Raw genomic sequence first — 18,337 nt, 5'->3', positions numbered from 1 at the left:
TGTTGCATCGCTCTTAAGCTCGTTAAGTAGCGACCACAGGCAGTTCAATGACTACCTCTAAACCGCCAGACTCGGCGCGCTGTAGGCGCATCTGGCCATGATAAAGTGTGACAAGGTCGGTGACGATGGCTAACCCCAAGCCACTGCCTGAACGCTGTTCATCCAGCCGCTTGCCGCGCTGGACCGCTGCCTGGCACTCCTGCGGGGTCATACCGGGGCCGTCATCGCCCACCACCAACCGCAGCGTGTTCCCCTGTGCCTGCAGGCGGATATGCACATCGCTGTTGGCCCAGCGCAGGGCGTTGTCCAGTAGATTACCCACCATCTCCTGCAGGTCCTGACCGTCCATATGCACCCGCACGCCGCTATCCACGGTTTGGCGCAGGGTAATATGGCGGCGCTGCGCTAGCCGGGCAAGCCCGGTGATGAGCGGGGCCAGTGTGCCTTGGAGAGCCACCGGAGCAAAGCGTACCCCTTCGCCCGCAGCGGATGCCCGCGCCAAGTGGTGGCGCACGGCACTGTCGATACGCGACAGCTCGGCCTCCCAGGTATCGCGACTCTCGCCTGGTAGCTGCTTGGCCAACAGCCGCATCACGCTAATCGGCGTTTTTAGGGCATGGGCCAAGTTGCCTGCCGTGTGACGACCCCGTTCGATGAGCCGCTGGTCGCGAGCCAGCACGGCGTTCATGGATGTAGCCAGTGTGGCCAGCTCGTCGGGCAAACGAGTATCCAACTGCTCTGCTCGCCCCTGCTCTACATCACGTAAGTTGGCGTTCATGCGCCGCAGCGGCGCGAGCCCCCAACGCACTTGTAGCGCCAGCACGCCTAGCAACAGCGCGCCCAGGCCTAACAGCCCCAGCCACAGCATCTGCTGAAATTCCTGAATATTTTCGCGTAAATCATCGTCCCGCGCGGCCACGCTCACATGCAGCGGTGCTTCTAACGGCGCTAGATAAATATCACGTTCAACGACGCGCAGCTGCTGACCACGCGGGCCCGGGAGCGTGCGGGCGGTCACCCGCTCGCTCTCCAGCACCGGCAAACGCTGATCCCATAACGAGCGCGATGCGACCGAGCGGTTCGCCTCATCGGTGATTTGCCAATACCAGCCGGAATAGACATGGTCAAAACGCGAGTCGCCCAGGGCGCGCTCATAGTTCAGCTGCTGGTTCAGCGGGTCGTAGGTGACCCCAGCAATCACCACATTGAGCGTCGCTTCCAGCCGTTCATCAAACGCATTGACCGAAGCGGTGCGGTAGTGATGGGACAACAGCCAACCGGCCACGGGGAGTGCCAGCAGCACCATGAGCAGCACCGCCAACAGCAGGCGTAGATTGATGGAGCGGCTAGCCCAGCGCTGACTCCAAGAGAGCACATCGGCGCTCATGAATCGCTCGGCTCATCGGCTAACAGGCGATACCCCTGACCGCGCAGCGTGGCAATGCGCCACGCGCCTAGCTTGCGCCGCAACCGACTGACCTGAACATCAATGACGTTGGAGTCGGGCTCGTGGTCACGGTCGTAAACGTGCTCAGACAGCTCGCTGCGGCTGACCACTCGCGGCGCGGCATGCATTAAGTAGCTTAATAGGCGGGTTTCCTGAGCGGTTAAGCTCACGGGACGCCCCACCAAAGTGACATGCTGGGTGTGAGTATCCAGGCTAAGCTCGCCCACTTTAAGCACCGGGTGCGCATGGCCATGGGTACGGCGCACCAAGGCCCGCAGGCGAAACAGCACTTCGGCGGGTTCGAAGGGTTTGGTGACGTAGTCATCGGCACCGGCGGTAAAACCAGCGGCCTTATCGGCCCAGCGTTCACGGGCCGTTAAAATCAGTACCGGCAGATCAATGCCATCCTCCCGCCAAGAAGAGAGCCAGCGAGTGCCATCGCCATCGGGCAGGCCAATATCCAAAATGACCGTATCGTACGCCTCCGTGCGCACCAAAAAATCTGCTTCCTGGCCGTTTTCCGCCAGCTCAACGATCCAGTCACTATCTTGCAACGCTTGATTCAGCTCACGGGCAAGCGCCTGGTCATCCTCTACCAGTAAACACTTCATCAAAAAACCCTTATTAATAAACCCAATGGAGGCAGGAAGGTGGGGGACCGCAGATAAACGTCTTAACGCTGCATCTCGCGGATGCGCACGCCCTCTATTTGCATAAGCTGGCCACTGTGACCGTCGAACTCAAACTCCACCACCTGCCCCTGGGGGCCAAGCAGCTTAATTTCATACTCAACCAGCCCGTCATCACGATCAATTTCGACTTCCAACACATCACCGATGTAGTGGGCGTCCAGCCAGTCAAGAATGGTGTCCAACGGCACTACATCACCACGCCGAACCTCGCTGTGTAACGCTTCCCAATGTTGGTCACCGGTCGCGCTACCCATTAGCATGAGCACCAACGCCAACATCAGCGCACCCTTATAGGGGAGCCGTTGCCAGGAGCGCTGCTTGAGTGAGAGAAGAGACGTATTTTTCATAACAGTAGGATGCCAAAGGCAACATGAACGCTAGATGAACAGCTTTGTCAGGTTAAGGAAAGAACCGCAATGATATAAATACCCTGTCGCATTCGCTGACTGACCTTTGTCAGGAATCATCTGGCAATGCATTCACTAAGCAAAGAAGGAATTTGATATGAACGCTATGAAAAAAATGCTGCTGATCCCGACCTCTGCTCTTCTGCTTGCCGCTGCTGCAGGTAGCGCCCAGGCAGACACTCAGCCGGTCGACCGGATTGATGACATTCTGACCTACGCTGCCGACTACGGGTTCACTCAGCTTGAAGAGATTAATGTTGATGACCGTGGCCGTGTAGAAGTAGAAGGCTGGTTGGACGATGAGTGGTACGCCGATGTGGACTTCTCCATGGATAACGGCGACACCCTGCAAGAAGAGCGTAAGCGCCTGATTACCGGTGCCTGGGGCATGAGCGAAGATGACGTTCGCCAAGCACTCAATGCTGCCAGCCAGGAAGGTATGACCGAATTTGAAAGCATCGATATCGATAAAAGCGGCATCATCGATGTTGAAGGCCGCGAGCAAAACGGCCGCGAGCTGGAACTGAGCCTGCGCCAGGGTTCTTTTGAAGTCACCCAGATGGATCGCGACTAATCGCTTAAGCGACCCTCGCATCTATGAGTACACACCCTACGGCGGGCCTTCGGGCCCGCCGTTTGCGTTTTGTCGCTTCGCTGGTTAGCGACAGTCTTGGCAGTTGCCCCGGGCCATGATCGCCTCTGCAATTCGCTCGATGCCTTGCCGATAGGCTGCTTGGCGATAGGTGACTCGCTCCTCTTCCGCCCTGACCAGCACCCGGTTGGCTTCATCGCTGAGCCGACGCTTCAGGCGCTGATTGACCTCCTCTTCTTGCCATTTCTCGCCTGAGCGGTTTTGCAGCCACTCAAAGTAGCTGACGATAACGCCGCCGGTATTCGCCAACACGTCAGGCAGCACGGGCACGCCGCGTTTTTCCAACGCCGCATCCGCATCGCTGGTGAGCGGTCCGTTGGCGATTTCGAGCACTGCGCCTGCCTTCACATCGCCCACGTTGTCGCTATGCAGTTGATTTTCCAGCGCGGCGAGTGCCAGCACGTCGACCTCTAACGCGAGCAAATCATCGCCGGATAGCGCTTTGCCTTGCTGACTTTTGGCAAGCTTGCCCTGTTGGGTTTTATCTTTTTTAGCAGCGTCTACATCTATGCCATCGGCGTTATAAATGGCTCCGCTGGAATCCGAAACCGCCACTACTCGATAGCCGCGCTGGCTTGCCAAGCGAGCGAAATGGTAGGCCGCATTGCCGAACCCCTGCACCGCCAGCGTGGTCTCTTCCGGCTTGCGCTCTTCACGCTCTGCCCACAAATCCAAGACGGTCAGCGCCCCACGTCCGGTCGCTTCTACACGCCCCGGTGAGCCGCCAAGCGACAGCGGCTTACCGGTAATAGCCGCCGGTGCCTGGGCGCGCAGAATATGTTCGTACTCATCAATCATCCAGCCCATCACAGTGGCATCGGTGTTGACGTCGGGGGCAGGAATATCTCGGTCAGGGCCCATGATGTCGGCAATCGCACGAATATAGCCCCGCGCCAAGCGCTCACGCTCTAACGAAGAAAGCGCCTTGGCATCCACCTGCACGCCGCCTTTGCCGCCGCCATAGGGCAAACCTACCACGGCACACTTCACCGCCATCCAAAAGCTCAAGGTGGTCACTTCATGCTGATTCACACCGGGGTGAAAGCGCACTCCCCCCTTGGCCGGGCCTAGGCTGGTGTCGTACTGCACACGCCACGCGGGAAACGCCTTCAAACTGCCATCGTCCATGCGCACCGGCACGCTCACTTGCAGCGAGAGACTGGGCTGCATCAACCGGGCCTGGGCATCGGGATGAATCGCCAGCGCGCTGAAGACCGCTTCAAGCCTCGAGCGGGCATCTTCGAACAGAGCGGCGCCCGTTTCGGGGGTTAGCTGCTGCGGCGCATTGGTGGCGGACATTTTCGCCGAGGATTTCTTCGCTTTAGACTTTTGCTTTTTCGACTTGGCACTGCCCATGCAACACTCCTTTGTGTGTATCTAGGGGATTTTATTGGCATCGCGAGGTAATGTGTTTAGCGTAGCAGCAGGCGGCTAACTCAGTCGTATATCGAGCCGATTGATAGGAGAGATTTGTGACAACCTCCGCCGAAGGTGTCAGCGATGGAATTCACCACGCGGTGCTGCGCGATATGGCGTGGCTCATCGTCACACCAGATTTGGTGACCCTTGGCGATTACCCAGGCCGCCCCACACGTTCCGCGCTGGGCTTGGCAGAGGAGCAGCATAAGTGGCTCGACACCCTGTTACCCAGGGTGCAGGCCCTGGATGGCAAGCTGGCCACGCGCATGGGCCACTACCATGAGCGGCTATGGCAGCTGTTACTGGATAACGCCCCTAATACCCGCCTGCTGGCCAATAATCTGCGTATTACTCAACGCCGCACAACGCTGGGCGAGCTGGATATGCTTTATCGCACGCGGACAAACCCAGTGCCGGTGCATTTGGAAGTAGCGATCAAGTTTTATCTTGGTCTTCCCGACGGGCCAGGCGAAGCCAACAGCCAAAGCCGCTGGATTGGCCCTGGCGGCTTGGACAGTTTGGCCTTGAAGTGCAGTCACCTGCTCCATCATCAGCTACCGCTCTCCCGTACTCGCACGGCGCAGGCGAATATTGCTCACTGGTTAACGCCCAGAGATGTCAGCGAAACGGCTGCACTAAGTGATCACTTGACCCAACAGCTTGCCATGCCCGGCGTGCTGTTTTATCCATGGCAGGCCAACTTGCCACCACCTGTCGGGGCAACGGCCGAGCATCGGCGGGGGTGGTGGTGCCATCAACACGCTTGGCCCAGCGTGGCCGAACGCTACAGCACGGTGCTACAGGTCGCGTGGCTAGCAAAGCCCCACTGGTTAGCGCCGCCATTGCTCGACGCGTTTGGCAACGCCAATGAGCGGATGGAGGCCGTGATGGCACAGGTCAACCGCTACGGGCCGCAGCAAGTGATGCTGTACGACCCGAAGGGAGGAGAGAACTGCTGGGAAGAGAACTACTGGGAAAAGAGTTGCCAGGAAAATAGTGGCCAGGAGAGACCGCTAACGCGGCTGATGGTGGTACCCAATGATTGGCCGCGCCAGGTACCGCTACCGCCTAAGCGGCGTGGCTAACCCGCCGTTTAAACCACTACCAAGTTGTCGCGGTGGATCAGTTCGTGGGCTTCCACGTAACCAAGAATGGCTTCAATTTGGTGGCTTGGCTGGCCCGCTAGCTGGCGAGCTTCGTCGGCCCCGTAGTTGACCAAGCCCTTGGCCACGCGAGTGCCCTGCTCATCCACACACAGCACCATGTCGCCGCGCTTAAAACTGCCCTGCACGTCACGCACGCCAACGGCCAGCAGGCTAGAGCCTTTACCACGCAGCACGTTGACCGCGCCCGCATCCAGCACCAGCGTACCGCGCACCTGAAGCTGACCCGCTAGCCAGCGCTTGCGCGCTGCCATAGGGGCTTGATCCGGGCGCAGCAGCGTGCCGAGTGCTTCACCGTTCATTACCCGAGTAATTACCTGCGGCTGGCGACCGCTGGCAATCACGGTTACCGCGCCGGAACGCGCCGCGAGCTGGGCAGCGCGCACTTTGGTGCTCATACCACCCCGGCCCAACGCCCCGCCGCTGCCTGCCACGGCGGCCAAGCGGGGGTCGTCAGCACGCCCCTCAGTAATCAGCGTGGCGTCAGGATTATGGCGGGGGTCGGCATCGAACAGGCCTTCCTGGTCGGTGAGCAGCAGCAGCGCATCGGCTTCCAGCAGGTTCGCCACCAGCGCGCCGAGGGTGTCATTATCACCAAAACGGATCTCGTCGGTGACGACGGTATCGTTTTCGTTGATGACCGGCACTACGCGCATCTCGACCAGCGTGCGCAGCGCCGACAGCGCGTTCAGGTAGCGCTTGCGGTTGGAGAGGTCGTCGTGGGTGAGCAGAATCTGCGCGGTGAGCATGCCGTGGCGCGCAAAGTGCTGCTCGTAGCACTGGGTCAGGCCATTTTGCCCCACGGCGGCGGCCGCCTGAAGCTCGTGCACGGCGCTCGGACGCGCCTGCCAGCCCAGGCGTACCATGCCAGCTGCCACCGCACCGGAGGAGACCAGCACCACTTCTTTACCCTGCTGATGCAGGGCGGCAATTTGATCCACCCAGCCGCCAATGGCCGCTTCGTCCAGCCCGCGACCATCATTAGTGAGCAGCGCGCTGCCAATTTTGACCACCACCCGGCGGGCGCTACTCAGCGCCTCACGGCCCGGCAACTGCTCGTTGCTTTCCACGTCGCGACTCTCCCACGCTATTGCGCTCACGCGATTTATCCTAGCTAGTACGCCGCTGGCTTACGGGGCGTACTCCACTTCGACATCGTAATCATCGTCGTCGAAATCGTCATCGTCTTCTTCATCATCGCGCTTACGACGACGGCCAAGGCGGGCCTCGGTACGGGCCACCGACTCCTCCTCCATGCGACGGCGCATCTCCTGCTCGCGGGCATGGGCCTCTTCGTCTTCGTTTTCCAAGCGCTGCTGCTCGGTGAGCCAGCGGTAAGCGGCTTGCACCAGCTTATCGGTGCCTTCACTGCTGATCGCCGAAATGCGGAAGACGGGACCATCCCAGTTCAGCGCATCAATGATCGCCTGGGCGCGCGCCTCACGCTCCTCTTCTGGCAGCAGGTCGAACTTATTCAGCACCAGCCAGCGAGGCCGCTCGGAGAGCGCCGGAGAGAACTGGCCAAGCTCATGAATAATCGCTTGGGCTGCTTCCACCGGATCGGACTCATCAAACGGCGCCACATCAACCACGTGGAACAGCAGCCGCGTGCGAGTCAGGTGCTTCAAGAAGCGCAGCCCCAGGCCAGCGCCGTCGGAGGCACCTTCAATCAGCCCCGGCACGTCGGCCATTACAAAGTGCTCATGCATACCCAGCTTCACCACGCCCAGATTCGGCACCAGCGTAGTGAACGGGTAGTTGGCCACTTTGGGTTTGGCCGCAGAGACCGAACGAATCAGCGTCGACTTACCGGCGTTGGGCATGCCCAGCAGGCCCACATCCGCCATCACTTTCATTTCCAGGCGCAGGTTACGACGGTCGCCTTCGGTGCCCGGCGTGGTGCGCCGAGGCGCACGGTTGGTGGAGGATTTAAAGTGAATATTCCCCAACCCACGGCGGCCGCCTTCTGCTACCAGCACGACCTGACCAATTTCGGTCACGTCGGCAATCACCTCAAGGGTGTCTTCATCAATCACCGTGGTGCCCACCGGCACTTTTACGTGCAGGTCTTCACCAGCTTTACCGCTCATCTGGCGGCCCATGCCGCCTTGCCCATTTTCAGCTTTGTAGAAACGCTGAAATTTGAAATCAATCAGGGTGTTGAGCGAATCATCACCAATCAGATAAACGCTGCCACCGTGGCCGCCATCACCACCATCGGGGCCACCCTTGGGCACATATTTCTCGCGGCGAAAGCTCAGACAGCCATTGCCGCCTTTACCTGCCTCAACAATAATCGAGGCTTCATCGACGAACTGCATTGGATTCTCCCGGCCGCTTCCGCCGCCCTCACTGCACTATCCCCACCCGCCTTATGCGGGCAAAAGGGATCGAAAAGACAAAAAAGCCCCGCCATGGCGGGGCTTTTCTTTCGTCATCTTCGCACTGCGTAAGTCATACCAACCCACTTACACAAAGCAACCGAGGTTGCTTAGGCAGAAACGATGCTGACGAATTTACGGTTGTTCGGACCTTTGGTCTCGAACTTCACGAAGCCGTCGTTCAGAGCGAACAGCGTGTGATCACGACCCAGGCCAACGCCAGTGCCTGCGTGGAAACGAGTGCCACGCTGACGAACGATGATGTTACCTGCGGTTGCCGCTTGGCCACCGAAGAGTTTCACACCAAGGCGTTTGGATTCGGAATCGCGACCGTTACGCGTGGAGCCGGCTGCCTTTTTATGTGCCATTGCAAAATCCTCCTAAAGGGAATTGGCTGCTTACGCAGAAATTCCGGTAATTTTGACTTCAGTGAACCACTGACGGTGGCCCTGACGCTTCATGTGGTGCTTCCGGCGACGGAATTTGATGATCGTCACTTTATCGCCACGGCCGTGGGAAACGATTTCAGCGGAAACTTTGGCACCGCTAATGAAAGGTGCGCCAATGTTTACGTCATCGCCGTCTGCAACCAGCAGCACTTCATCAAACTCAATCGTTTCGCCGGTAGCGACTTCGATTTTCTCGAGCTTGAGGGTTTGACCTTCTTGAACGCGGTACTGTTTACCACCGCTTTTAATAACTGCGTACATGTCGCTCTCCGGACTTGTCGTTAATGCCGGTTACGCCCCGCGTAACCAACGCTCATCGCCTTCCGCTCTTATCGACCTGCTGCGAGTGGCGCCTCTTTTGGCAGCCATCTGACAGGGAGCATGATGAGTGGGTCGCGGATTATAACGACTATCGCTTCATACCACAAGGCCACCGGGGCTTGTCAATCTTCCAAACGCCTGCTTGGGCCTGCTTGGCGCGGCTATACCTTGACGCCTTACAGGCAGCCCCATAGCATGACCCCCACTTTCTCACCCGCCGCGATGAACGGAACCCATGACAGCCAACGTCTCCCCAACCCCGCCTGCCAGCCCTTCGCCTTCACCGCTGCACGCCGTGGTGGCCGATGACTTTGAAGCCGTCAACCGCACCATTGTTGCTCAGCTCAACTCTAAAGTGCCGCTGGTGGAAACTATTGGCCAGTACATTATTGAAAGCGGCGGTAAACGCCTGCGCCCGCTACTGGTACTGCTAGCGGCCCGCTCGTTGGGCTATGAAGGCGACAAGCATATTACCCTCGCCACGCTGATCGAGTTTATGCATACCTCCACTCTGTTGCACGACGACGTGGTGGATGAGTCGCACATGCGCCGGGGCAAAAAAACCGCCAACGACGCCTGGGGCAATGCGCCCTCCGTGCTGGTGGGTGATTTCCTCTACTCCCGCTCGTTCCAGATGATGGTGGATGTAGGCTCCATGCGCATCATGGCGATCCTATCCGGTGCCACCTGCGTGATCGCAGAAGGTGAAGTACTGCAGTTGACCAACATTGGCAACCCCAGCATTTCCGAGGCGGATTACTTCGAGACCATCCTGGGCAAAACCGCGATGCTGTTTGAAGCGGCCTCCCATAGCGGCGCAGTGCTCGCAGAAGCTACGCCAGAACAGGAGCGCGCCCTGCAGCATTACGGCCGCTACCTGGGCCTGGCTTTCCAACTGATTGACGACTTGCTGGACTATCAAGGCGACGCCGAGGCAATGGGCAAAAACGTTGGCGACGACTTGGCCGAAGGCAAGCCCACGCTACCGCTCATTCACGCCATGGAGCGCGGCGCCCCTGAGCAAGCCAAGCTGATTCGTCAGGTGATTCGCAAAGGCGGTCTTGAACAGCTAGACGACGTACTGGCGATTATTCACGACACCGGGGCGCTGGCGTACACCCGCGCACGGGCAGAAGAGATGGCGGATAAAGCGCTAGCCGAACTGGATGCCCTGCCCCCTAGCCCTTATCGCGACAGCATGGCTCAACTTGCCCGCTTAGCCGTAGATCGCCAAGCGTAACCGACAACGCTTTTCGCGTTGTACAAAGAAAGGGCGTAAAAAAAGAGGCTTGAAAAAAGCCCTTCGCCTGCGTATGATTCGTCCCGTTGTTGAGCACGCCTCAGCAACTTTCGGAATATAGCTCAGCTTGGTAGAGCGCTGCCTTCGGGAGGCAGAGGTCGTAGGTTCGAATCCTGCTATTCCGACCAAGAATTTAATGAAAACGGCCACTTAGCTCTTAGAGCAAGTGGCCGTTTTTTGTTTGCGCGAATCCTACCTCAATACTATCGTTCAACCACGCCATTGGCTACTTTCAGCATGTCATCAAAGGTAGCGTGCTAACATTGTGCTAAGCTTAGTCTCTTTCAATAAGCGTGATATGGAAGTAGAGGAAGAGACCATTCGCCAGTTAGCGCATATCAAAACAGTTCTGCTATTCGCCAGCACTATGACTGTTATGTCGGGGGCCATTATCGCACCCGCCCTGCCGGGTATCAGCCGACACTTCCCTGACCAGCCTCAGGTACTCATTCAACTGATCCTGACCATTCCGGCGCTAATGATTACGCTGTTCAGCCCGCTTATGGGCTATTTGGCGGACCGGTTTGGACGTAAAAAACTTCTGTTGATGATGCTGTTTATCTACGGCTTTGCGGGGGTTTCGGGCTTTTTCATCGACCGTGTCGATTTGTTGTTAAGCTCCCGGGCACTAATGGGCATTGCCGTAGCAGGCATCCTCAGTATCAGTACAACGCTGGTAGGCGACTATTTTGATGGCGCTGAGCGGGTACGCTTTCTTGGCCTGCAAAGCAGCTGTATGGCACTCGGCGGCGTAATCTTTATTAACCTGGGCGGGATACTTTCCGACTGGAGCTGGCGCGGCCCGTTTCTACTCTACCTAACCGGCGTGCTGTTGCTCCCTTATGCTTGGGCGATGCTTCAGGAGCCGACGTCAGGCAACGATACAAACAGTCAGCCCAGTGATGCGCCGGTGAAGGTGGATTACAAGCGTACCGGCCTTGCCTACCTGATCGCCATGATCAGCATGACCATGTTTTATATGTTTCCCGCTCAGTTGCCCTTCCTGCTTTCCCAACAGGGGCAGATCAGTGGCGTAGCAATTGGCGTGGCGCTTTCTACGGCAGCCCTAACCGCTAGCATCGTGGCTTTTTGCTATGGCTACTACAAGCCGTTTTTCTCGGTAATGACGATCTATGTGCTCGGCTTTTTTCTAGCTGCCACTGGCTTTCTCGTTGTTGGGTTCACCCAAAGTTACCTCATGGCCATCGTGGGCGCAGCGATCTCTGGTTTTGGACTTGGGGCCTTTATGCCCAACACAACCACATGGCTGATGAGGATTACCCCACAGCGGGTGCGCGGACGAGTGTTTGGCGGTTTCACCTCAACCTTCTTTTTCGGGCAGTTTGTCTCCCCAGTGGTGGTGGCTCCAGCGGTGATCTGGCTGGATTCGCTGCGCAATGTGTTTACTGGCATGGCAGTCATATGTGCTCTGCTGGCCATTGCCTTGATCATTCTAGGCAAAACGGCGCTAAAGGCCGACAGCAGACTTTAACAGGCAGTATATAAACCGCCTACGCTCACCCAGGTGGATGAATCAGCCCCACGACGCTGACTAAAATCAACACCGCACCCAGCACTCGAAAAAATAGACCCGTATCGGCATTGAGCAAGTAGCGGTGGGCTTTTTCACCAAGCAAGTGGCCGATAAAGGCACAGGGCAGCAGCCATAGTTGATGAATGAGCTGTAGGTCAACGCCCGCAATCACAAACGACACCATTTTGATCACGACCAAAATAAACCACAGCACAAACATGGTGTCGCGTAACTGCTCTTTCGCGACGTGAGTGGCGAACACGGACACAATCAGCGGTGCGCCAATCAGCGACGTGCCGCTAACGTAGCCCCCCAGCCCCAGCAGTACATAATCCACGTACTTATTGTTACTTCTAAACGGTTTATTCAACACATAGCCGATGGCGTAGATGATACTGGTCATCACATTGGCCGGCAGGGTGAGCAACCCAACCACCCCCACCAGCTTGGGCACGATCATGATCTTGAGCGCTTTGCCTAAATAGCCCCAGTCGATGTTGCTCTGAACCGCAGCGCTGCTGCCCGCCTGCTGTAGCTGACGATGCCCATTCCAGGCAATCCAACTGGAAAAAATCAGCAGATGAATAGCAATAATCGGCAGGAACACCAATGGTTCGTTGACGACGAGCAAGGAGAAACGGCAGCGCCAATACCGCGCCACCAAAGCCAAGACTGGTGCGTACAAAGCCGCTCCAGGCAAAGATAAGCCCAATCAGCACGTACTGATACCAAAGTAAATCTGCCATAGCGTTGATAGGTTTCCTTACAGTGATGGGATCAGCCCAGCTGCCACCAGCGCGGCAGCAGTGCGCGCACCTGGGCATGGGCAAAACGGTCATCCATTAATACCACAACCCCTTCATCGTCGGGGCTGCGGATCACTCGCCCGGCGGCCTGTATCACCTTGATCATCCCAGGAATACGGTAGGTGTAGTCGTCTCCCCGGCCAAAGCGCGCCTGCAATCGAGCTTTCAGCGCTTCGTTAAAGTCGTTAAACGGCGGCAAGCCCAGCGTTGCCACAAAGGCACCAATCAATCGTTCACCGGGCAGGTCAATGCCCTCCGCGAAGGCACCGCCCAGCACCGCAAATCCAATGCCTTTACCGCTGGGAGTAAAGCGCGCCAAAAACGCCTCTCGCTCAGGCTCCTGCATGCTGCGCGTTTGCGCGAACACAGGAATCTCAGGGTGCGCCTGCTCGAACGCGTCCATCACCTGCTTGAGGTAGGCAAAGCTACTAAAAAACGCCAAGTAGTGGCCCGGCTTGTGCTGATAGTGCGCCGCCAGTGTCGCCACAATCGGAGGCACCGACGCCGTGCGCTGATGGTAACGGGTAGAGATATCGCTACGCACATGGACCTCTAGCTGCTGCGCCACGAAGGGAGATTCCACCTCGCGCCATACGCTGCGCTCCGGCAACCCCAGTAAGTCGAGGTAGTAGTAAAAAGGCGACAGCGTGGCGGAAAACAGCACCGTGCAGTGAGCGCGCTTAAAGCGCGGGGCGAGAAAGTCCGCCGGGACCACATTGCGTAGCCCAAGCACCGCACTTCCTTTGCCCTGACTGTCCAGATCGCACAGGGAGTGCTCGTCAAACTGCTCCGCTAAGCGGCAGAACGCCAGCGTTTCAAACAGCAGCTCTTGAAGCGCCTGATTCGCCCCTTCGGGGTGCTCCACGAGATAATCAGTAATCGCCCCAGCAAGGGTATGCAGTGCGCTCACCAGTTTGGTGGGCAGCGTTTCTAGCAAGTGGTAACGCCGCTCCGGCGCTTGGGCGGCCACCTCTTTACTGAGCGCCTGCCACTGCCTGCCTACGCGGGCCAGCGGCTTGGCTAAGGCGGGCGGGGAGTGACGGCGCAGGTAGCTCAAACGCTGCTGGGAGAGCGCGGCGCTGTACATGCCACGAGCACGGTCTACCAGGTTATGCGCCTCATCCACCAGCAGCCCCACTCGCCAGTCGTTGGCTTGAGCAAGCCCGTGGAGCAGCGCGTGGCTATCGAACCAGTGGTTCACATCCCCCACCGTCACATCCGCCCAGCGGGCCAGTTCCTGGCCTAAGTAGTAGGGGCAAACCTGATGCGCCAGCGCCACTTCGCGCAGCACATCGCGCGCTAGCCAGCCTTTTTCCACCGCCGCTTGGCGGGCGGCAGGCAAGCGGTCGTAAAACCCTTTTGCTAAAGGGCAGGCATCGCCTTGGCAGGCGGTGCCGGGGTATTCACAGGCTTTATCGCGGGCGACGAGTTCCAGCACCCTCAGCGGCTGGGCAGGAGCTTCTAGGCTCGCCAAGGCATCCAGCGCGAGGCGGCGGCCAGGGGTTTTCATAGTGAGAAAAGTGATGCGGTCGAGCCGCTGGCGGGGCATCGCAGAGAGCATGGGAAACAGCGTGCCCAGGGTTTTGCCAATGCCGGTGGGCGCTTGGGCCAGCAGGCAGCGCCCGGTGCTGGCGGCTTTGAACACGTCTTCGGCCAACGCCCGCTGCCCTGGACGAAAGTCCACGTGGGGAAAGGTCAGCGTGGCGAGCCACGCATCGCGGCGCTCGCGGTGGGCGGCCTCCTGCTCGGCCCAGGCTAAAAAGCGCTGGCACTGGTCGGCAAAAAACGCCGCTAGCTCCTCGGCACGGGCATCAAGCGTCAGCCGGGTTTCCTGACCGCTGGCAATATCCAGGTACACCAGCGCCAGCGTAATGTGTGAAAGGCCGCGCTCGGCGCAGAGCAGCGCGCCGTATACCTTCACCTGGGCCCAATGCAGTGCGCGCTGGTTATCCGCCATGCGCGCTAGGCTGCCGCGATAGGTTTTGACCTCTTCAACGCAATTTGCCGCCACATCAAAGCCATCGGCGCGGCCCGCAACGCGTAGCCCCTGATATTCGCCGGAGAGCGGTAATTCGGCCAGGTAGCCCGCTATGTTTTCCCGCCGTTTGGCCACCAGCGCGTGGCCTTCAATGCCCTCTTGGGCGCTGGGAGCGGGGGTAAAACGGTGGTCGAGGTCGCCTTGGCGTGCGGTGAAATCGCACAGCGTACGCACTGCGACCCGATAGCGGCTCATGAAGTAGGCTGCCAGCGCACGTGGCACACCTCGACCGGCATGTCGTGGCGGCAGAAGAAATCAATCCAGCGGCGCTGGTTATCCTGCAGGCGGTCACCGGGGCCTTTCACTTCGATCATACGGTAGCGAGGCTTCCCGGCGGGCGCATCAAGCATTAGCTGAATAAGATCCGGCAGGCCTGCCCGATTGTGCTTTAGGTCACTCAGCAAGCGGATAAAGCAGGCGCGTAGGTGCGCGGCGGGCAGGCAGCTAAGCGCGGCTGTTAACAGCGGTTCGCTCAAGACACCCCAGTGCACAAACGGCGAGGTAATGCCCTGCTTGGCGTGCCAAGTCGCGCGCATCGTCTCGCGGTAGCGCCCGTCGTCTAGCTGCGCCAGGCAGGCGTCGATCTCGGCTTGGCGCTGACGAACGAAGTCCTCGCGGTACAAATCCGCAGGCCCACTATGAAACGGGTGAAAAAACGCCCCCGGCAGCGGTTTGAAAATCGCCGGCCAGAGCAGCAGGCCAAAAAGCCCGGTGATTAGGCCGTTTTCCACGTAGAACACCGGAGCGCTGGCAGTGGACAAGTGCTCGGCAACGGCGCGCTCTACCGACTGAGGGCCAGGAAGCTCCAGCACGTAGGTCGGGGCGTCCGCCGCTTTCACGACCTGGGGGGCGGGCTGGTTCAACTTGCGCGCCAAGCGCGGCAACAAGCGCCCAAGCGCTTGGGTTTCGCTCTCTCCCGCCTGCCCCAGCGCGGCCTGGGCCAGCTCGTAACCCTCCTGGTAACGGCCTAACCGCTCTAACACCCGCAACCTGCGAATGCGTGCCTCGCTGTTATTCGATTCGACGTAGAGCGAAACCGCCAGCTCCGCATCACCACTGCGCTCCGCCGTACGCCCCAGGGTCAGCAGCAGCCGCGAACGGCGTGCGTCTAGCCAACGGTTGTCGGAGGCCGCGGGCACTTCTGTGGCCAGTCGTTCAGGCAGCTCACCGTTTTCTAGGCGTTCGCGTAGGTGGTGTAGTGCCAGGTAGGTGTCCACCTCGTCTCGATGCTGAAACGCCCGTGATTCGGCGGTCAGTGGCACCTGTTCAAAACGCTGCAAGCCAAGCTCGGTGAGCACAAACTCGGCCCAGTCCTGGCGCAGGTTGCCAAAGAACATCAGCCGCAGGAGGTCACACAGCGCCATGACGTTGAGCCGCACGATGTGCGTTGTTGCGGCAGGCCACCACTGGCGCAGCGGCATTGAATCGGTAAGCACAGGCATTAACACAGATTGGAGCGCCGTTTTGGTGGCATTAGACGGCAGCCCGGCGGTGCTGATAGGAGCTTGCAAGGCGTGGCGCAGCTCGCTTAAGCGCAGCAGCCGAAACAGTTCCTTCACGCTTAACAGCGGCGCGTCATCCACCCAGCCAAGCGCCAGTAGCGGCGCCAACGCCGGATGAGTATCGCCAATTTCGGGATAGCGGAGCTTATCCACGCGGAACAGCTCGCCTTTACGCATCACCATCCGCACTAACAGCGCTTGAGAAGCGCGGGGCAGCTGAGACCATTGCTGAAGAGCTTGATGCTCATCGGAACTGAGTAAATCACCGTGGCGCGCCTGCACCCACGCGACCACGAAGCGAAAATTCGCTAAGTAGTAGAAAGGATTATCAAGGGAGGCGGTCGCCGGAGCGGCAGAGGCACTGTTCATGCATCCATTGTAACAGCGCGAACGTCCGTGGGTTAACCCACGCGGTGTTGGTAAAGCACTTCCAAGGCATCGTCAGCGGCTTGCTCGTCGGCTGTAGGCACTTCGGTAGGTTGCTCCATCACGCGCGGGGTGGGCTTCGCCTGGGCAACGGGCTGGCGTCCGCCTACCAGCACGTACCACTCTGCTTCGGTCAGATAGTGCTGGCACCAGCGGCTTAAACCATCCGCTACCGTTTCGCGGCTGCGCTCACCGCCGCGAAACGCGGTCGCAAAATGAAGTAAATCCTGGCGGGCAGTGCGGGCACGGGCGTTGCCCCCGTGCACTTTAGAGAGCGGGCAGCGTCGGTCGTAGGCCGCGTTGGTGAGGGCATTTAGCCAACGCTCCACTTCATGTGCCTGAATACCGCCGTAAACTGCCACGCGCCGCTCCCCACGTTGAACGATAAGGTGAAAAAGAGGTAACCGCCTACAGGATAGGCCAAAAAGGCATAAGACTGCCCGAATTTCGTGCAGCTGTCACCTTAATGCCTTTTTTCACGCCCTTTTCGCTTCATTAAAACCTTGCAGTACGTTCACCACGTTGACACCGATATCCTCCACGGCATAGCCCCCTTCCATTAAAAATACGCAGGGTAGACCAGCGGTCGCGAGGCGCTTGCCGAGGGCAATAAAGTCGGCGTGTTGAAAGGTAAAGGCGCTGATCGGGTCGCCTTCAAAAATATCCACACCCAGCGAGACCACCAGCAGCTCGCACTCGGCCTGATGAATGCGCGCCAGCGCATCGTCTAGCGCGACCATCCAGGTGGCGACGGACGTACCTGGCGGCAGCGGGTAATTGATCGTGAAGCCTTCGCCTGCCCCTTCACCGGTTTCGTCGGCGTAGCCTGAGAAGTAGGGGAAGGTCACGTCCGGGTCGCCATGCAGCGAGGCAAACAGCACATCGTCACGGCGGTAAAAGATCTGCTGGGTGCCGTTACCGTGGTGAAAATCCACGTCGAGAATCGCGACACGGCGCTTGCCAGCGTCCAGCGCGCGCTGGGCAGCGATGGCGGCATTATTAAAAAAGCAGTAGCCGCCGAATTGATCCACCGCCGCGTGGTGGCCCGGCGGACGGCACAGGCCGAAGGTCGGCTCGCCAGTAGCGAGGGTATGATCGATTGCCGCCAGCGCGGTATCTTTACTTGCCAAGGCAGCGGCAAAGGTGCCTTCCGTAATCGAGGATTCAGCAGCAAGGGCGTAGTAGCCCAACTGGCCGCTCACCGACTGGGGAATACGGTCACCGCGCATCGTACGGGCTGGCCAGATATTGGGGATGGCCTCGCCCGCGTGGCCCGCCGCTTGCCATGCCTGCCAGCAGTTTTCCAAGAACGCGACGTAATCAGCATCGTGAACCGCCAGCACGGGCGCAAGGCCGTAGTCACTGGGCGAACGAACTTCAAACGCGGCTTTGCTCAAGGCAGCCAATACCAAATCCATCCGCTCGGGGCACTCAAAGGGGGTAACTAAAGCGCCATCGTGCAGTTCGCTACGGGCTTGGCGCAGGCGGCTACCTTCGGAAAAAAACGTTAGCATGCGGTTTCCTTATTTATGCGTGATACGGCCAGTCAGCTGCCCAGCGACGCTTTTGGGCTGGGGTCTGCTGCTTTAACTGATACTCAGCACGGCTGGCAGCGGCACGGTCGGCAAAGGGTTGCGCGCCCAGTAACGCTAGTGGCGGGTTTGCCCGGGTATAGCGCGCGCCTTTACCCGTCGCGTGGGCTTGGTAGCGTTTGGCGAGGTTGTTAGTAATCCCTACATAGGTACCGCGCCTACACTCAAGCAGGTACAAATACCATGGAGAAGTGGCTGTGTTTTCCAT

The 18,337-nt window shown here is 59.0% G+C and carries 17 protein-coding genes, 1 tRNA gene and 1 pseudogene; 5 read left to right on the top strand and 14 right to left on the bottom strand.

The features are described 5' to 3' along the window. Nucleotides 1-22: 22 nt before the first annotated feature. From ACIGG6_RS08615 to ACIGG6_RS08605, 3 genes are all read right to left on the bottom strand, one after another. A complete protein-coding gene (locus tag ACIGG6_RS08615; protein ID WP_399843922.1) occupies nt 23-1,387 on the bottom strand; it encodes a sensor histidine kinase in 1,365 nt (454 codons plus the stop codon). Then, the gene (locus ACIGG6_RS08610) at nt 1,384-2,058 is read right to left on the bottom strand and encodes a response regulator (RefSeq protein ID WP_399843920.1); all 675 of its coding nucleotides are present in this window, start codon (nt 2,056-2,058) and stop codon (nt 1,384-1,386) included. The genes ACIGG6_RS08615 and ACIGG6_RS08610 overlap by 4 nt, the downstream gene beginning before the upstream one ends. Nucleotides 2,059-2,120: 62 nt before the next feature. Then, on the bottom strand, nt 2,121-2,486 hold the full coding sequence (locus tag ACIGG6_RS08605) for a PepSY domain-containing protein (protein ID WP_399843917.1): 366 nt from the start codon (nt 2,484-2,486) through the stop codon (nt 2,121-2,123). Between the two features lie 157 nt (nt 2,487-2,643). Between ACIGG6_RS08605 and ACIGG6_RS08600 the strand changes: the two genes are divergently transcribed. Further along, nucleotides 2,644-3,120 (top strand): PepSY domain-containing protein, encoded by a 477-nt coding sequence (locus ACIGG6_RS08600; RefSeq protein ID WP_062360504.1) that lies wholly within the window; start codon nt 2,644-2,646, stop codon nt 3,118-3,120. A gap of 84 nt (nt 3,121-3,204) precedes the next feature. Here the strand turns inward: ACIGG6_RS08600 and ACIGG6_RS08595 are convergent, their stop codons facing one another. Further along, on the bottom strand, nt 3,205-4,554 hold the full coding sequence (locus tag ACIGG6_RS08595) for a Glu/Leu/Phe/Val dehydrogenase (protein WP_399843915.1): 1,350 nt from the start codon (nt 4,552-4,554) through the stop codon (nt 3,205-3,207). Between the two features lie 116 nt (nt 4,555-4,670). Here ACIGG6_RS08595 and ACIGG6_RS08590 point away from each other — a divergent pair, with 116 nt between their 5' ends. Then, a complete protein-coding gene (locus ACIGG6_RS08590) occupies nt 4,671-5,702 on the top strand; it encodes a DUF1853 family protein (protein ID WP_399843913.1) in 1,032 nt (343 codons plus the stop codon). Between the two features lie 8 nt (nt 5,703-5,710). On the opposite strand, the gene proB is transcribed toward ACIGG6_RS08590, so the two are convergent. The 4 genes from proB to rplU form a co-directional block, all read right to left on the bottom strand. After that, on the bottom strand, nt 5,711-6,850 hold the full coding sequence (gene proB, locus ACIGG6_RS08585) for a glutamate 5-kinase (protein WP_058579741.1): 1,140 nt from the start codon (nt 6,848-6,850) through the stop codon (nt 5,711-5,713). Between the two features lie 60 nt (nt 6,851-6,910). Further along, complete coding sequence (cgtA, locus tag ACIGG6_RS08580; protein ID WP_089674895.1) at nt 6,911-8,101, bottom strand: Obg family GTPase CgtA; 1,191 nt, start codon at nt 8,099-8,101, stop codon at nt 6,911-6,913. Nucleotides 8,102-8,271: 170 nt separating this feature from the next. After that, nucleotides 8,272-8,529 carry a 50S ribosomal protein L27 gene (gene rpmA, locus ACIGG6_RS08575; protein ID WP_030071394.1) on the bottom strand — a complete coding sequence of 86 codons (258 nt, stop codon included), beginning with the start codon at nt 8,527-8,529 and terminating at the stop codon, nt 8,272-8,274. A gap of 30 nt (nt 8,530-8,559) precedes the next feature. Further along, the gene (gene rplU, locus ACIGG6_RS08570; RefSeq protein WP_016915863.1) at nt 8,560-8,871 is read right to left on the bottom strand and encodes a 50S ribosomal protein L21; all 312 of its coding nucleotides are present in this window, start codon (nt 8,869-8,871) and stop codon (nt 8,560-8,562) included. A 295-nt stretch (nt 8,872-9,166) separates the two neighbouring features. On the opposite strand from rplU, the gene ispB reads away from it, so the two are divergent. From ispB to ACIGG6_RS08555, 3 genes are all read left to right on the top strand, one after another. Beyond that, nucleotides 9,167-10,171 (top strand): octaprenyl diphosphate synthase, encoded by a 1,005-nt coding sequence (ispB, locus tag ACIGG6_RS08565; RefSeq protein ID WP_399843910.1) that lies wholly within the window; start codon nt 9,167-9,169, stop codon nt 10,169-10,171. A 111-nt stretch (nt 10,172-10,282) separates the two neighbouring features. Then, a tRNA-Pro gene (locus tag ACIGG6_RS08560) sits at nt 10,283-10,359 on the top strand. A gap of 137 nt (nt 10,360-10,496) precedes the next feature. Beyond that, complete coding sequence (locus tag ACIGG6_RS08555) at nt 10,497-11,723, top strand: MFS transporter (protein ID WP_399843908.1); 1,227 nt, start codon at nt 10,497-10,499, stop codon at nt 11,721-11,723. A gap of 25 nt (nt 11,724-11,748) precedes the next feature. On the opposite strand, the pseudogene ACIGG6_RS08550 reads toward ACIGG6_RS08555, so the two are convergent. From ACIGG6_RS08550 to ACIGG6_RS08525, 6 genes and pseudogenes are all read right to left on the bottom strand, one after another. Beyond that, a pseudogene (locus ACIGG6_RS08550) lies at nt 11,749-12,511 on the bottom strand (TSUP family transporter). Between the two features lie 31 nt (nt 12,512-12,542). Further along, on the bottom strand, nt 12,543-14,804 hold the full coding sequence (locus tag ACIGG6_RS08545; protein ID WP_399843907.1) for an ATP-dependent DNA helicase: 2,262 nt from the start codon (nt 14,802-14,804) through the stop codon (nt 12,543-12,545). After that, on the bottom strand, nt 14,801-16,480 hold the full coding sequence (locus ACIGG6_RS08540; RefSeq protein WP_399843906.1) for a VRR-NUC domain-containing protein: 1,680 nt from the start codon (nt 16,478-16,480) through the stop codon (nt 14,801-14,803). The genes ACIGG6_RS08545 and ACIGG6_RS08540 overlap by 4 nt, the downstream gene beginning before the upstream one ends. A 32-nt stretch (nt 16,481-16,512) precedes the next feature. Next, on the bottom strand, nt 16,513-16,899 hold the full coding sequence (locus ACIGG6_RS08535; protein WP_399843904.1) for a hypothetical protein: 387 nt from the start codon (nt 16,897-16,899) through the stop codon (nt 16,513-16,515). A 114-nt stretch (nt 16,900-17,013) separates the two neighbouring features. Continuing rightward, complete coding sequence (locus ACIGG6_RS08530) at nt 17,014-18,051, bottom strand: histone deacetylase family protein (RefSeq protein WP_399843902.1); 1,038 nt, start codon at nt 18,049-18,051, stop codon at nt 17,014-17,016. 13 nt (nt 18,052-18,064) lie between these two features. Next, a complete protein-coding gene (locus tag ACIGG6_RS08525) occupies nt 18,065-18,337 on the bottom strand; it encodes a GIY-YIG nuclease family protein (protein WP_062360488.1) in 273 nt (90 codons plus the stop codon).

Origin of the sequence: Vreelandella lionensis, from assembly GCF_044543515.1 — a bacterium.
GTDB classification, from domain to species: domain Bacteria; phylum Pseudomonadota; class Gammaproteobacteria; order Pseudomonadales; family Halomonadaceae; genus Vreelandella; species Vreelandella lionensis.
This window is presented reverse-complemented; position numbering and strand designations above follow the sequence as displayed.

Excerpts from the sequence above, each read along its gene's own strand:
- rpmA (WP_030071394.1), bottom strand. The coding sequence starts at position 8,529 with ATGGCACATAAAAAGGCAGCCGGCTCCACGCGTAACGGTCGCGATTCC.
- ACIGG6_RS08615 (WP_399843922.1), bottom strand. The coding sequence starts at position 1,387 with ATGAGCGCCGATGTGCTCTCTTGGAGTCAGCGCTGGGCTAGCCGCTCC.
- ACIGG6_RS08610 (WP_399843920.1), bottom strand. The coding sequence starts at position 2,058 with ATGAAGTGTTTACTGGTAGAGGATGACCAGGCGCTTGCCCGTGAGCTG.
- rplU (WP_016915863.1), bottom strand. The coding sequence starts at position 8,871 with ATGTACGCAGTTATTAAAAGCGGTGGTAAACAGTACCGCGTTCAAGAA.
- ACIGG6_RS08540 (WP_399843906.1), bottom strand. The coding sequence starts at position 16,480 with ATGAACAGTGCCTCTGCCGCTCCGGCGACCGCCTCCCTTGATAATCCT.
- cgtA (WP_089674895.1), bottom strand. The coding sequence starts at position 8,101 with ATGCAGTTCGTCGATGAAGCCTCGATTATTGTTGAGGCAGGTAAAGGC.
- ACIGG6_RS08600 (WP_062360504.1), top strand. The coding sequence starts at position 2,644 with ATGAACGCTATGAAAAAAATGCTGCTGATCCCGACCTCTGCTCTTCTG.
- ACIGG6_RS08595 (WP_399843915.1), bottom strand. The coding sequence starts at position 4,554 with ATGGGCAGTGCCAAGTCGAAAAAGCAAAAGTCTAAAGCGAAGAAATCC.
- ACIGG6_RS08545 (WP_399843907.1), bottom strand. The coding sequence starts at position 14,804 with ATGAGCCGCTATCGGGTCGCAGTGCGTACGCTGTGCGATTTCACCGCA.
- ACIGG6_RS08605 (WP_399843917.1), bottom strand. The coding sequence starts at position 2,486 with ATGAAAAATACGTCTCTTCTCTCACTCAAGCAGCGCTCCTGGCAACGG.
- ACIGG6_RS08525 (WP_062360488.1), bottom strand. The coding sequence starts at position 18,337 with ATGGAAAACACAGCCACTTCTCCATGGTATTTGTACCTGCTTGAGTGT.
- ispB (WP_399843910.1), top strand. The coding sequence starts at position 9,167 with ATGACAGCCAACGTCTCCCCAACCCCGCCTGCCAGCCCTTCGCCTTCA.
- ACIGG6_RS08530 (WP_399843902.1), bottom strand. The coding sequence starts at position 18,051 with ATGCTAACGTTTTTTTCCGAAGGTAGCCGCCTGCGCCAAGCCCGTAGC.